General features: G+C 73.9%; 15 protein-coding genes. 7 read left to right on the forward strand and 8 right to left on the reverse strand.

The window, feature by feature from the left end; genetic code table 11:
• Positions 1 to 24: 24 nt before the first annotated feature.
• Complete coding sequence (locus MICAU_RS09975; RefSeq protein ID WP_013285173.1) at positions 25 to 3297, reverse strand: hypothetical protein; 3273 nt, start codon at positions 3295 to 3297, stop codon at positions 25 to 27.
• Positions 3298 to 3540: 243 nt separating this feature from the next.
• On the opposite strand from MICAU_RS09975, the gene MICAU_RS09980 reads away from it, so the two are divergent.
• The 3 genes from MICAU_RS09980 to MICAU_RS09990 all read left to right on the forward strand — a co-directional run bounded on the left by MICAU_RS09980 (position 3541) and on the right by MICAU_RS09990 (position 5758).
• Positions 3541 to 4434: a sulfotransferase domain-containing protein gene (locus MICAU_RS09980; protein WP_013285174.1), complete on the forward strand. Its 894-nt coding sequence runs from the start codon at positions 3541 to 3543 to the stop codon at positions 4432 to 4434.
• 27 nt (positions 4435 to 4461) lie between these two features.
• Entirely contained in the window at positions 4462 to 4974 is a 513-nt protein-coding gene (locus MICAU_RS09985; RefSeq protein WP_244879746.1) for a hypothetical protein, read from the forward strand.
• Positions 4975 to 5047: 73 nt separating this feature from the next.
• Entirely contained in the window at positions 5048 to 5758 is a 711-nt protein-coding gene (locus tag MICAU_RS09990) for a helix-turn-helix domain-containing protein (RefSeq protein WP_013285176.1), read from the forward strand.
• Here the strand turns inward: MICAU_RS09990 and MICAU_RS09995 are convergent.
• Together MICAU_RS09995 and MICAU_RS10000 are read right to left on the reverse strand one after the other, a co-directional pair.
• Positions 5740 to 6318, reverse strand: coding sequence for a dihydrofolate reductase family protein (locus tag MICAU_RS09995; RefSeq protein WP_013285177.1), 579 nt, complete (start codon positions 6316 to 6318; stop codon positions 5740 to 5742). The genes MICAU_RS09990 and MICAU_RS09995 overlap by 19 nt on opposite strands.
• A gap of 54 nt (positions 6319 to 6372) precedes the next feature.
• Complete coding sequence (locus tag MICAU_RS10000) at positions 6373 to 6837, reverse strand: rhodanese-like domain-containing protein (protein WP_013285178.1); 465 nt, start codon at positions 6835 to 6837, stop codon at positions 6373 to 6375.
• A gap of 62 nt (positions 6838 to 6899) precedes the next feature.
• Between MICAU_RS10000 and ftrA the strand changes: the two genes are divergently transcribed.
• Positions 6900 to 7901 carry a transcriptional regulator FtrA gene (gene ftrA, locus MICAU_RS10005; protein ID WP_013285179.1) on the forward strand — a complete coding sequence of 334 codons (1002 nt, stop codon included), beginning with the start codon at positions 6900 to 6902 and terminating at the stop codon, positions 7899 to 7901.
• Here ftrA and MICAU_RS10010 read toward each other — a convergent pair.
• Genes MICAU_RS10010 through MICAU_RS10020 form a run of 3 tightly spaced genes read right to left on the reverse strand, consistent with a single transcriptional unit; the run spans position 7868 to position 9019 of the window.
• On the reverse strand, positions 7868 to 8236 hold the full coding sequence (locus MICAU_RS10010; protein ID WP_013285180.1) for a nuclear transport factor 2 family protein: 369 nt from the start codon (positions 8234 to 8236) through the stop codon (positions 7868 to 7870). The genes ftrA and MICAU_RS10010 overlap by 34 nt on opposite strands.
• Complete coding sequence (locus MICAU_RS10015; protein ID WP_013285181.1) at positions 8214 to 8690, reverse strand: SRPBCC family protein; 477 nt, start codon at positions 8688 to 8690, stop codon at positions 8214 to 8216. The genes MICAU_RS10010 and MICAU_RS10015 overlap by 23 nt, the downstream gene beginning before the upstream one ends.
• Positions 8687 to 9019: an ArsR/SmtB family transcription factor gene (locus MICAU_RS10020; protein ID WP_013285182.1), complete on the reverse strand. Its 333-nt coding sequence runs from the start codon at positions 9017 to 9019 to the stop codon at positions 8687 to 8689. The genes MICAU_RS10015 and MICAU_RS10020 overlap by 4 nt, the downstream gene beginning before the upstream one ends.
• 205 nt (positions 9020 to 9224) lie before the next feature.
• On the opposite strand from MICAU_RS10020, the gene MICAU_RS10025 reads away from it, so the two are divergent.
• Both MICAU_RS10025 and MICAU_RS10030 read left to right on the forward strand, forming a co-directional pair.
• Positions 9225 to 9941, forward strand: a complete 717-nt coding sequence (locus MICAU_RS10025) for a hypothetical protein (RefSeq protein ID WP_013285183.1) — start codon at positions 9225 to 9227, stop codon at positions 9939 to 9941.
• 70 nt (positions 9942 to 10011) lie between these two features.
• Positions 10012 to 10602 (forward strand): FAD-dependent oxidoreductase, encoded by a 591-nt coding sequence (locus MICAU_RS10030; protein WP_041798944.1) that lies wholly within the window; start codon positions 10012 to 10014, stop codon positions 10600 to 10602.
• A 25-nt stretch (positions 10603 to 10627) separates the two neighbouring features.
• Here the strand turns inward: MICAU_RS10030 and MICAU_RS10035 are convergent, their stop codons facing one another.
• On the reverse strand, positions 10628 to 11053 hold the full coding sequence (locus MICAU_RS10035; RefSeq protein WP_013285184.1) for an iron chaperone: 426 nt from the start codon (positions 11051 to 11053) through the stop codon (positions 10628 to 10630).
• A 144-nt stretch (positions 11054 to 11197) separates the two neighbouring features.
• Here MICAU_RS10035 and MICAU_RS10040 point away from each other — a divergent pair, with 144 nt between their 5' ends.
• Positions 11198 to 11935 carry a VOC family protein gene (locus MICAU_RS10040; RefSeq protein ID WP_013285185.1) on the forward strand — a complete coding sequence of 246 codons (738 nt, stop codon included), beginning with the start codon at positions 11198 to 11200 and terminating at the stop codon, positions 11933 to 11935.
• A gap of 48 nt (positions 11936 to 11983) precedes the next feature.
• On the opposite strand, the gene MICAU_RS10045 is transcribed toward MICAU_RS10040, so the two are convergent.
• Entirely contained in the window at positions 11984 to 12346 is a 363-nt protein-coding gene (locus MICAU_RS10045; RefSeq protein WP_013285186.1) for a hypothetical protein, read from the reverse strand.
• Between the last annotated feature and the right edge of the window lie 67 nt (positions 12347 to 12413).

Raw genomic sequence — 12413 nt, forward strand, 5'->3', positions numbered from 1 at the left:
AGCATAGGACGACGCCCGGCGTGGTCAGCTCATGTCGAGCGTGTACGCGGCCTCCCGTACGTCGGCGTCCGGATGACGGCGCAACCCGACGAGCAGGTCCCGCCACGGCGTCTTCCAGCCGAACTCCGACCCGTGCGCGACCAGCGCCACCGCGAACAGGCCACCGGCCAGGTCTCCGCGCCCGGCGAGGTGGTCCACCGTCTCGGCGAGGGCCGCCGGATCGGGCCGCCGCCGCATGGTGAGCAGGCGATCGCCGACGCGTTGCGCGGTGCGGACCGCTACCACGGGCCGGCCGGCGCAGAGTGCGGCGACCTCGTCCAGCTCGTCGAGCCGGCCGAGTTCGACGAGCAGCCCGGTGGCCGTACCCAGGAAGCCGTCCTGGCCGGCGAGCCACCGCGCCGCCTCGACCAGCCCGGCCCGGTCGGCGCCGGCGGGGCGGCTGTCGGACCAGAGGGCCGCGCCCTCCGTGAGCAGTTCGACGCGCCGTCGGGCGGGCCGGTCGGCGGCCGGGCCGCCCGGGTCGTCGTCGGCCGCGTCCCGTTCCACCAGCCGGGCCAGCGCGGCCCGGAACGCCGTGTCGCCACCGGCCCGCAGCAGGTTCGCCACCCCGATGGCCGGCGTCGTCTCGTCCGGGTCGGTGAGCCGGTCCACGACCAGGTCGGTGACGTCGGTCAGCCACGGCGACCACTCGCCGAGCGCGTCGAACGCGGCGCGCCGGACCTCCCGGTCGTCGGCCCGGCACGCCTGCACCACCAGCGCGGCGTAGGCGCGGCGGTGGCGCTCCGAGATCCCCGACGGGTACGCGCCGAGCACCGCCCGCCGTTCCTCCCGGCCGGCGTGCACCGCCGCGCGCAGAACCGTCCAGCCCGCCTCGGTCCCCAGCCGCTGCCGGGCGGCGGAGACGATCGCCGTGCGTACGTCGCGGTGCGTGCCCCGATCGGCGTACGCCTCCCCGAGCACCACCATCACGTCCACCTGCGCGTAGCGGGCCAGGAGCCGCGCGGCCTCCTTGCGGCTGGTGACCTTCGCGGCGCCGGTGAGCACCCCGCCCAGCAACTCGGCCAGCCGGGCCGGCGGGACGTGGCGGGCGGCTCGTCCGGCGGCGTACAGCGCGACGCGGGCCCGGTCGCCGTCGGCGTACCGGAGCAGCAGCGGGAACGCCTCGTCCGGCCGGTCGGTCCAGGCCAGCGCGCCCAGCGCCGCCTCGGCGACCGGCACCTCGGACGCGTCGACGTGGCGCAGCACCATCTCGCGTCCGGCCGGGCCGGCCCCGGCGGCGGCCCGGATCGCCGCCGCCCGCTGCCACACCCGGTGACCGGAGTCGGCGACGACGCGCGCCTGAAGCGCCACGAAGCGTTCCTGGTGGCGCGGAAGCCACCGCTGTGCCCGCGGCGCCGGGCCGGGCACCCACCGCTTCCCGTTCTCCACGAACCGGCCGCGCGGCGGCCGGTCCAGCACGCGGTCGAGCAGGTCGGTGCGGGACGTGCAGACGATCGCCCACACCTCGTGGATCGCCACCGCCGACGCGTCGACGTCGAGCACCTCGGCGACGCGCCGCGAGCGGGTACGCGGATCGGCGAGCCACAGCCCGACGGCCGTACGGGCCACAGCGGGCAGGGTGTCCGGCCCGATCGTCCGGCGCAGCAGGTCTTGAAGCTCCGGCAGACGCCAGGCGCGCCGGCCGAGCGCGTGGGTGAGCGCGAACAGCAGTCCGTACCGGCCGCGCGCCATGCCGGCCTCGATCCGGCCGCGCAGCCGGTCGAACACCACCCTCTCCTGGCCGTGGCGCAGCACCATATCGAGCCGGCGCAGCACCGGCACGTTCGCGTCGCTGCTCACCGCGTCGATCGTGCGCAGTGCCCACTCGGTCAGCTCCGGCACGTCCACGTGAAGCGTGAGGACGTCGACGGCGAGCCGGCTCAACGCCGTGGTGGTGGTCGCCGAGGTGTCCCGGGCGTCGACCGCGTCGGTGGTGAGCCCGGTCAGCCCGCCCGCGCTCGTGGCGGTGAGCAGCGGCGCCACAGTGGCCAGCGCGGTGAGCGCGGCGGCGCGTACCGGGTCCTGCTCGTTGCGCAGCCGGCCCAGCCGGACCACCACCTGGGCCACCGTCCGCGGATCACGGGAGCGGCGCGCGGCCGCCACCAGCAGCCGCCACCCGTCCGCCCGTTCGTCCGCGTCGCCGGAGCGCAGCGCCGCGCTCGCCGACGCGGACGCCTCCGGCCACGGCAGGTACGCGCTCCAGAACCGCACCTGCTCCTCCCGCTCCCGGACGGACGGGAGGGTCAGCACGCGGGCCGCCTCGCGTGCCCGTACCGCCGCCGGCAGCACCTCCATCACCGCGGCGCCGGGTAGCAGCGCCGTGGTGTCGGTGTCGGCCAGCGCTCCGTCGTACAGCTCGGCGCGGCGGCTCGGCGGCACGGCGCGCAGCAACGCGGCGAGCGCCCGGTCGTGCTCCCGCAGCCGGGCGGCCAGCGGGACCAGTTCACCAGTGGGCAGCGTGGTGAGGCGGAGCAGCAGCGCCCGGGGCAGCACGGTCCGGGCCAGCCAGGCCGCGCGGCCGGGCGACGTGAGCAGGCGTACGACCCGGCGCGCGTCGTGTGCGGCGAGCCGTCCGTACGCGACGATCGGGCCGGGCAGCGACTCCTCGGGCGCGTACGCGTCGAGCAGGTCCAGGGCCCGCGCGGGCTCACCGCGCAGCACCGCGCCGGCGGCCTCCGCCCAGATCCGCCCGCGCGACTCGGGCGGGGCCGCGGCGAGCCGCTCACCGGTGCGCGCCAGAACGATGTCGCTGTGCGTCCGCATCAGCCGTTCCGGGTTCAGCGCGTGTTCCAGGTCGGGCAGCCAGGCCCGTACCGTCTCGGGGCCGCAGGCCGGCAGCAGCGCGGCGGCCTCGTGGTCGCCGAACCGCTCGCGTACTCCGATGATCAGCGCGTCGGCGACGGCCGGCACCGGGTTGCGGCGCAGCGCCCGGTAGACGCGCCGCCGCGCGCCGGCCGGCTGGTCGGTCAGGTCGGCGGGCGTCACGCCGGCCCGCACGGCGGCGGTCAGCGCGGTGGCGGCGATCGAGGGTTCCGGGTCGAACGTCGCGGCCAGGACGGCCGCGGTGTCCCGGCTGGCCAGGGCGGCGAGCAGCGCGAGACGCCGCTCGTAGGGCCCGTGCCGGCGCAGGTCGGCGCAGACCTGTGCCCGGTCGGGCGCGGTGCGTGCCCATGCCACGAGACGCCGCGTCCGGTCGCGGTGGGACAGCGGGTCGAGGGCGGTCAGCAGGTCGCGGGTGGCGGTGAGCACGGCGCTCATTGTGCCGGTGCGCGGTTCCGCGCGGGTGCCCCTCGCGCTTATTCCGCAACTCCTATGGAAATTGTAGATTTTCAGCGTTCTCCCAGCCGCCCGGGATTGACATCAATCGGACCGTCGGGGATATTCCTAGCGGCGCGTCGGGGCGCGGGGCGGAGCAGGCGAGGTCTGCGGACTTCACCTGCGTGACGTGCGGAAAGGTGTTCGTGCTGCCCCTGCTCCGCGGGGTCCGGATGAGGTTGGGAAATGATTAATCGGGCCGTCGAATTCGCCAAGCACAATTCGCCGAATTCTCTGCGGGTCAAGGCCCGGCGGGCGCAGATGGAAGCGCGCAACGCCCGCATGCGACTCACCGTTCCGGTGGTGGCCCGTAGCGAGTTCGACAACATCTTCCACTGCACCGTCCGCAAGACCGGCAGCCAGTGGATCAAGGCGCTGTTCAGCGACCCGGCCGTCTACCGCCACTGCGGGATGCTGCCCTACGACCCGCGCTTCTACTCCGGCGGGGCGACCGCGCCGGTGCCGGCCGGCCGTATCGGCTTGGCGATCTTCCTCTCCCACAAGCGGTTCGAGGCAGTGCCCAAGGCCGGCAGCTACCGCGCGTTCTTCGTGATCCGCGACCCGCGCGACGTTGTCGTCTCCAGCTACTTCTCGCTGCGCAACTCGCACGCCCCGATGGGCGACATCCCGCAGGCACGCAAGGCCCTCCAGGAACTGCCGAAGAAGGAGGGCATGCTCTACGTCATCGACCGCCTGCGCGACAAGAAGCAGTTCGGGCAGATGCGGTCCTGGGCGGTCGCACCGAGCGCCGAGACGTTCCGGCTGTTCCGCTACGAGGACCTCACCGGCGAGCGGCAGGCCGAAGAGGTCGACCAGCTCCTGCGGCACTGCGGCATCACGCTGCCTCCGGCCGAGCTGGAGGCCCTGCTGGCGCGCTACAGCTTCACCAAGATGAAGAAGTCCAAGGAGACCCCCGGGCGGATCTCCCACTACCGCAAGGGTGCGTCCGGCGACTGGCGCAACCACTTCGACGACGACATCTACGCCGCGTACACGAAGGCGGCCGGTGACCTCGCGGAGATCCTCGGCTACCCCGCCCGGGACGACGAGCGGAACGGGCAGGAGTCCGCCGCACGGTAGTGCGGGACACAGGGCCGGGTGAGAAGAATGCCGGACCGGGCGATGATCATTGCTTCCCTGGGAACCGCCGGGGTGGAGGTGGTCGACTTCCACTGGGACTCCGCCGGGCTCCCGGCCTCGGCGGCCTGGATGCTCTCCGCGTGCTCGGAGGAGGACGGCAGGGAGGATGTCGAGTTCATGTTCGACGACTCCTGCCTGATCGAGGGCGCCAACGCGGCGTGGTGGGACTTCGCGTACACGGGCCGGTTGTTCGACGAAGAGGGGTGCTTTCTCGTCTCGGTCGGGCCGGTCGACGGAGAGCCGTCAGCGAGGCCGCACTGGGCCCGGGTGCGGCTGCGCGACGAATGGGATGTCATCGGCAAGGGCGTGGACCAGGGTGTGCTGGGAGGCCCTCCGGGGCGACCTGGCTTCGTCATGATGGCGCTGGACGAGCGTCTGATCGTCGGCGCTACCACCTGGAACGGATTCATCAGCGTCATGAGGTTGGCAGATCCGACGACGGCCGAGCCGATCCGCCGGGCGATGGGTTTGCACGACTGAGCCGGAGAGCTGGACCGGCCGTTCCCCGGGCGCCCGACCACTCGTGCCCCGGTGGCCGCCGTATGCTCCTGCCGTGGAGCTGCGGTTCACCACCCGGGCGTCCGACTCGGCCTGGATCGACACCGTGTGGACCTGCACCAGCGATCGGGTCGACGAGATGACCTCGGTGGCGACCCCGTGCTGGGGGCTCGTGTTCTGGCAGCGCGACGGGCGCTCCCACGCGGCCGTCTCCGGCCCCGAGACCGCGACCGGCACCGCGCCGGTGCCCGAGGGCGCCACATTCGTCGGCATCGAGTTCGCGGTGGGCACCTCGCTGCGGCTCGTACCCACGCCCGAGCTGGTGGACAGCGGCGCCGAGCTGCCCGACGTGAGCCGCCGGACGTTCCGGCTCGACGGCGGCCGGTGGCCCACACCCGGCCCGGACGACGCCGAGGCCCTGGTGGACCGGCTGGTCCGTGCCGGTGCGGTGGTCCGCGACCCGCTCGTCACCGAGACGCTGCGCGGCGGCCGTCCACCGGCGTCACCGCGTACCCTCGAACGCCGGTTCCGCGCGGCGACCGGGCTGACCCGGGGCGCGGTGCGGCAGATCGACCGCGCGCGCCGCGCCGCCGTGCTCCTGGCCGCCGGCGGCCCGCCCGCCGACGCGGTCACCACCTTCGGGTACGTGGACGAACCGCACCTGGCCCGCGCGCTGCGCCGGTACGTCGGACGGACGGCCGGTGAGCTGCGCGCGGGCGCCGGTGGTGCGATAGCGCTGGACCCGGCTCAGCGGGTCACGTCGTAGATCAGCTTGACGACGCCGTTGGGGTAGGCGGCGGAGTCGCGCAGACGCAGTGTCTGCCGGTCCCGGTCCGCCTGGCTGAACAGGCCCTTGCCGGCGCCGAGCAGCACCGGGAAGACGAGCAGGTGGTACCTGTCGATCAGGTCCGCCTCGGCGAGACGGCGGGCGAGTTCGGCGCTGCCGTGGATGAAGATGTCGCCGCCGTCGCCCTGCTTGAGCGCGGCGACGTCGGCGGTGCTCCGCAGGACGGTCAGCGGTCCCCAGCCGTCGATCAGCGCGTCCTCGGGCAGGCTTGACGACACCACGTACTTCGGCAGATCCCGGTAGGCGGCGTGGTCCTCGGAGTCGCGCCAGGTCGGCGCGAACGCCTCGTAGCTGCGCCGTCCGAACATCAGCGCCGTGGTCTGTTCCAACTCCTCACCCTTGAGCGAGAACGCCTCCGGCAGGAACTCGACGTCCTTGACGACCCAGCCGCCGCTGCGGTGCTCCTCGCCCGGACCGCCGCCGGGGGAGTCCACCACGCCGTCGAGCGACATGAATCCGGTGTAGACAAGATCACGCATGCGGCCATGCTAGGAACGGCCACCACCTGCCGTCTTGTACGGAACCGACACGCCTCAGCAGCCGCACGTCGCGCCGGCCGGGGCGGTGAGGTCGTCGGCGGGCCGCCGGACCAGCCCGGCCTCGGTGCGTACCGGGAAGCCCTCCCGCACCCAGTACTCGTACCCGCCGATCATCTCCTTGACCGGCCGGCCGAGCCGGGCGAACTCCCGCGCCGCGCGGGTGGCGCCGTTGCAGCCCGGCCCCCAGCAGTACGTGACCACAGTGGCGTCCGCCGGTACCAGCTCGCCCGCCCGGCCGGCGATCTCCGCGGTGGGCAGGTGCACGGCGCCGGGGATGTGCCCCTGCCGCCACGCCGGAAGGGAGCGCGAGTCGATCACGACCAGGCCGGTCACGCCCGCCTCAAGGTCGGCGTGCACGTCGCTGACGTCGGCCTCGAAGGTGAGCCGGGCCGCGAAGTGGGCGAGGGCGTCGGCGGGACGGGCAGCGGGGATGCGCAGAACGTTCGACATGGCACCCATCGTGGTGGCCGCCGTCCGGTCGCTCCAGTGGCGCGAGCGACGCTGTTCGCTAAGATCCCGCCATGAACCGTGCCACCGTGTCGGTGCTGGCGTACGAGGGCATGTCGGCGTTCGAGACCGGAATCGTCACGGAGGTCTTCGGCCTGCCCCGCCCGGAGTTCGACGTCGGCTGGTACGAGCTGACCGTCTGCGCGGAGACACCCGGCGCGGTGCGGCTGGTCGGCGGCGCGACGCTGCACACCGGCCACGGCCTCGACGCGTTCGCCGCCGCCGGCACGCTGATCGTGCCCGGCGTCGCCGACGTGCACGCCGACCCGTCACCAGCGCTCACCGACGCGCTCCGCGCGGCCCACCGGCGCGGCGCGCGGATCGTGTCGATCTGCTCGGGCGCGTTCGCCCTGGCCGGCGCGGGTCTGCTCGACGGCCGCCGCGCCACCACCCACTGGCGGTACGCCGACCTGCTCGCCCGGCGCCACCCGGCGGTACGCGTCGACCCGGACGTGCTCTACGTCGACGACGGGGACATCCTCACCAGCGCCGGCAGCGCTGCCGGTCTCGACCTCTGCATCCATTTGGTACGCCGCGACCACGGTCCGACGATCGCCAACGCGGTCGCCCGCCGGCTGGTCGTACCGCCGCACCGCGAAGGCGGTCAGGCGCAGTTCATCGAGGCGCCGGTGCCCGGCGACCCCGAGGACGACCGGCTCGCCGCCAGCATGTCCTGGGCGCTGGCGAACCTCAGCGCCCCGATCACCGTCGACCGGCTGGCACGGCGGGCGCACATGTCGGCCCGTACCCACCTGCGGCACTTCGCGCGGGCCACCGGCACCACCCCGATCCGGTGGCTGATCGAGCGGCGCGTCCAGGCCAGCCTCCCGCTGCTGGAGACCACCACCGCGCCGATCGAGGAGGTCGCCACGACGGTCGGGTTCGAGACGGCGGTGACGTTCCGGCACCACTTCACCGCAGCGATGCGGACCTCGCCGTCGGCGTACCGCCGGGCCTTCACCCGGCCCGGCGGCCGCCACGCTCACGACCCGGCAGACCCCAGCGGTACGACGTAGGAGTCGACGCGGGCGATGAGCCCGTCCCGGAACGTGAACAGGTCGTTGAAGGCGAAGCGGAACGGCCCGTGCTCGACGCTGACGCCCCGGCCCTCGCCGGTCACCACGACGACCGGCCCGTCCTCGTGCACGCGCTCGACGTCGAGCTGCGGGCTGCCGGTGAAGGCCGGATTCTCGATCTCGCCGTCGAACTCCGTCCGGCCCCGGGTGGTGCGGTGGCCGTGGATGACCCACTCGACGTCGTCGGTGAGCGTGGCGAGGATGCGCTCGTGGTCGCTCGCCCGGAAGCCGTCGAAGTATTCGGCGACCAGGTCACGCTGGGTTGCTCGGGTCACTGCTGTCTCCATCGTCGTGGTGTCGGAGGTGGGCGGCGAGGGCGTCGAGGATCGAGGCGAGCCCGTCGGCCGCCTGGTCGGTGCGCAGCTCGGGCGGAAGCTTGCGCTGGTGCACGGTGAGGTCGGTGCCGTGTCCGGCGGGCCGCAGCGTGACTGTGGTGCGCAGGCCGGTGACCGGCTCGTCGAACACCAGCTCGCTCGGCGGTTCGACGCGTACGTAGACGAACCGCAGCCGCCCGGTCCGGCCGTCCGGGGCACGGGTGTCGAGCGCGAACTCCCCGCCGGGTCGCAGGTCGACAGTCACCGACGCCTGCGGCACGGTGGCGTGTGAGCCGCCCCAGAACGCGGCGATCCCGGTCGGTGAGGTGAAGGCCTCCCACACCCGGTCGGGCAGGGCGGGCAGATGGCGGCGGGCGATCAGTTCGTCGCCGTGTCGTTCGGTAGCCGCCCTCACCGGGTCGCCTCCGGAGCGGAGAGGTGCGTCTCCAGCGCGTCGAGGCGGTCGTCCCAGGCGCGGCGCTGCTCGTCGATCCACGTGCTCAGCCGGGTGAGCCGGTCGACGCGCAGCCGGCACGGTCGCCGTGTGCCCTCGCGTCGCTGCTCGACCAGGCCGCACCGGCGCAGGACGCCGACGTGGTGGGAGATGGCCTGCGGCGTCAGGTCGAACGGCTCACCCAGCTCGCCGACTGTGGCCTCACCACGGGCGAGGCGGGTCACCAGGGCGCGGCGGACCGGGTCGCCGAGGGCGGCGAAGGCGAGGTCGAGGTCGGGATCGGAGCGCATGCCCTCACGCTATCGCAAACAGCCATTTGTGCAAGCACCTGTTTGCGAAGTCGCCGCACCCTTGTGGGTGGACCGGCCGGAACCCGGCAGCGGGGCCGGGCGTTGGGGGAGTGGCGGTGCTGTTTCGGGTGACGCCGCATCGGGAATTCGTCGGGACGGGCCCGGGACGGAGGTCGACGTGAGGACACCGAGTCGCCGTAGACGGATGCTTGGCGCACCCCTGCTCGTCACCGCGCTGCTGGCCGGCGCGTGTGGCGACGGCGGCGCGAACGACGGTGGCGCCGCGGGGACCACCTCGCCACCGGCCGCCGGCTCGACGACCGCGACGCCGTCGCCGTCGGCCTCGTCCGGCGGACGCGTCACGATTCCGACGTCAGCCTTCGCCGACCTGCCGCCGGAGCTGCGCAAGACCGACGCGCAGCCGATGGAGGTCACCGACGCGCTGCCCGGATTGTGCGACCAGGAGTTCCGCAGCGGCGGGCGGTCGGTCACCGCGAGCGCCGCCATGATGAGCGCCTACAAGCAGCCCAAGGACCCGCCGGAGAACGTCCCCTACGGCACGCTGCACCAGACCGTCTTCGCCTTCGAGGGCACCGGCGCGGCCGACTACCTGCGCCGGGTACGCGGCGCGGTCGCGGACTGCCGGTCGTTCCAGGCCTCGGGCGGCACCGTCACCGTCCGGTCCGAGCCGATGGCCGGAACCGGGGACGAGGCCCTGCTGGTGACGGTGAGCCGCCCGGCGACCAGCCTGGACGGCAGCCCGGCCGAGGGCCGGACCACCAGCCAGATCCTCGTGATCCGGGTCGCCGACGCGGTCACGGTCGTGCACGACCAGGGCTGGGAGGGCACCAGCAACGACCCCGGCCTGGCCGACGACGTCGCCCGGTCCGCGGTCCGCGGCCTCGACTCCTGGCAGCGCTAGCGACGGCGGCGCGCCACCCGGGGGTGCAGAATGGACGGACCGCCGCGACCGTCGAGTGGATGGAGCCGCCATGGCCGCACGTCCGGACGTCGTCGTCCTCGGAGCGGGGGTGAGCGGGCTCAGCACCGGCATCCGGCTGGTCGAGAGCGGCGCCCGGGTGCTCGTCCGCACCGCGGCGCCGTCCGCGCACACGACGTCGGCGCTGGCCGGGGCGATGGTCGGCCCCAATCTGTCCCCACCCGGCGACATCGGCCTGCACCCGGTGCGCGGCCCCCGGATCGTGGTGCGCAACCCCGGCCTGGACCGGTTCTTCATGGAGGCGCCGATGGCGCCGACATGGGCGTCGATCTTCCCGCACGGCGACCACGTGGTGCTCGGCGGCGGCCAGCGGCGCAGCGACGACACCACCCCCGATCCGGCCGAGGAGGCCGACGTCCTCGCCCGGTGCGTCGCGATCGAACCCGCCCTGGCCGCCGCCGAGGTCCTCGAACACCGCGTCGGGCTGCGTCCCGGCCGGGCGGTGCCGCGCGTGGAGGCCGAGCGGCGTGGTGACGCGCTCGTCGTGCACAACTACGGCCACGCGGGCAACGGCGTGATGCTGTCCTGGGGCTGCGCCCGCGACGCCGCGGCGCTCGCCCTCGGCCCGGCGCCCGCCGCCTGACGGGGCCGCCGGTCCGGCGGCACGGTCAGGACACGGCGGCCCGCACCAGCTCGGTGATCTTCTTCTCCACCTCCGGGCTCCACTTCACCAGCGCGAACGACGCCGGCCACATGTCGCCGTCGTCGAGGTTCGCCGCCTCCTGGAAGCCCAGCGTCGAGTAGCGGTACTTGAACTTCCCCGCATCCTGGAAGAACACGACGATCTTGCCGGCCGCGTTGGCGTACGCGGGCATGCCGTACCAGGTCTTCGGCGACAGCTCCGGCGCGGCGGAGGTGATCGTCATGTGCACGCGCTCGGCCAGCTCGCGGTCCTCCGGCGCCATCTGCGCGATCCGGTCGAGCACCGCCTGGAGGTCGTCGGCCTTCTTGGCGCCCTTCTTGCCCTCGGCGCGCAGCTCGGCCGCGCGCTCCTTCATCGCGGCGCGTTCCTCGGCGCTGAACCCGTCGGACATCTCGATTCCCCCTCGTGGCTCGCGGTCCGCGTGGTGCCGACCGCCCGAGGACAACGCTATGGCGCGGCGGTCACGGTGCGCTTCTCGATTCCTGATCACCTGCCGGGACCACGCCGGCACGGCCCAGGCCCTAGCATCGCGGCCATGGCAACGCGGCTCGTGCAGATCAACTTGAAGGCCCACGACGAGGTGGCGCTCGGCGGCTTCTGGGCGAAGGTGCTCGGCTGGGAGATCTCCAGCGAGGCCCCCGGCGTGACGAACCTCGAACCCGAGGGCTTCACCTACCCGGACCCCCGCTTCCTCTACGTCGACCTCGTCGTCTCCGCCGAACCGAAGACGGCGAAGAACCGCGTCCACGTCGACCTCGCGACCACCTCGGCCGCGCAGCACGCGGAGGTGGTCGCGCGCCTGACCGCGCTCGGTGCCACGCCCGCCGACGTGGGTCAGGGCGACGTGCCGTGGACGGTCCTGGCCGACCCGGAGGGCAACGAGTTCTGCGTACGGGAGCCGGACCCGCGGCACGCCGACACCGGGCCGATCGCCGAGGTGGTGGTCGACTGCGCCGACCCGCGCGCCATGGCCGGCTTCTGGAGCCGGGCCACCGACTGGACCGTGCACGAGGTGACCGACCGGCAGGCGGTGCTGCGCTCCGCTCAGGACGTCGGGCCGTACCTGCGGTTCGTCCGCAGCACCGACGCGAAGACCGGCTGGAACCGCGTCCACCTCGACGTCCGCCCCTACCCGGGCGACGACCTGGACGCCGAGGAGGCCCGGCTGCTGGCGCTCGGCGCCACCGCCGCCGACCTGGGTGGGGCCGACATCCACTGGCGGGTGCTCGTCGACCCGGAGGGCAACGAGTTCTGCCTGCTCACCCCGGGCTGACCCGCGGACCGAGGCGCCGGGCGGGTACGACCGCCCGCCCGGCGCCGGTCAGGCCGGCCGGTTCTCCGCCCGGAACTCGTGGACCACCTCGATCGGCCCGACGAGGTGCCGGTTGAACTCGTCGAGCTCCTCGGCCGGCACCCACAGCTCCAGGATGTCCCGGCCACCCACCTGCCGGACCGGGTAGCGGGCGGCGAACGCGCGCTCGACGTGGAAGCGCGTCACGTAGCCGGCGCCGGACGCCGGCACGTTCCAGTCCCGGGCGATCATGACGGCGTACTGCTCGTTGAGCACCGGGTAGAAGATCGGCTGGTCCGGCAGCCGCGGCGGCCAGGCCCGCCAGCCGGAGGCGCGGACGAGGTCGAGCTCCCGTGGGCCGGTCGGGCGCCACAGCGTCGTCGTCTCCGTCATCACGTATCCCTTCTGCCACGGTCGTGGCACCGTACCGGCGGCGCGCCGCGACCGGCCATCGGGTTTC

Source organism: Micromonospora aurantiaca ATCC 27029 (genome assembly GCF_000145235.1).
In the GTDB taxonomy this organism is placed as follows: domain Bacteria; phylum Actinomycetota; class Actinomycetes; order Mycobacteriales; family Micromonosporaceae; genus Micromonospora; species Micromonospora aurantiaca.

Coding starts and splice junctions, on each gene's coding strand:
- MICAU_RS10000 (WP_013285178.1), bottom strand. CDS start 6,837: ATGGGTGCCATGTCGAACGTTCTGCGCATCCCCGCTGCCCGTCCCGCC.
- MICAU_RS10025 (WP_013285183.1), top strand. CDS start 9,225: ATGCTTGGCGCACCCCTGCTCGTCACCGCGCTGCTGGCCGGCGCGTGT.
- MICAU_RS10030 (WP_041798944.1), top strand. CDS start 10,012: ATGGCCGCACGTCCGGACGTCGTCGTCCTCGGAGCGGGGGTGAGCGGG.
- MICAU_RS10040 (WP_013285185.1), top strand. CDS start 11,198: ATGGCAACGCGGCTCGTGCAGATCAACTTGAAGGCCCACGACGAGGTG.
- MICAU_RS09975 (WP_013285173.1), bottom strand. CDS start 3,297: ATGAGCGCCGTGCTCACCGCCACCCGCGACCTGCTGACCGCCCTCGAC.
- MICAU_RS09995 (WP_013285177.1), bottom strand. CDS start 6,318: ATGCGTGATCTTGTCTACACCGGATTCATGTCGCTCGACGGCGTGGTG.
- MICAU_RS09985 (WP_244879746.1), top strand. CDS start 4,462: ATGCCGGACCGGGCGATGATCATTGCTTCCCTGGGAACCGCCGGGGTG.
- ftrA (WP_013285179.1), top strand. CDS start 6,900: ATGAACCGTGCCACCGTGTCGGTGCTGGCGTACGAGGGCATGTCGGCG.
- MICAU_RS10035 (WP_013285184.1), bottom strand. CDS start 11,053: ATGTCCGACGGGTTCAGCGCCGAGGAACGCGCCGCGATGAAGGAGCGC.
- MICAU_RS10045 (WP_013285186.1), bottom strand. CDS start 12,346: ATGACGGAGACGACGACGCTGTGGCGCCCGACCGGCCCACGGGAGCTC.
- MICAU_RS10020 (WP_013285182.1), bottom strand. CDS start 9,019: ATGCGCTCCGATCCCGACCTCGACCTCGCCTTCGCCGCCCTCGGCGAC.
- MICAU_RS09980 (WP_013285174.1), top strand. CDS start 3,541: ATGATTAATCGGGCCGTCGAATTCGCCAAGCACAATTCGCCGAATTCT.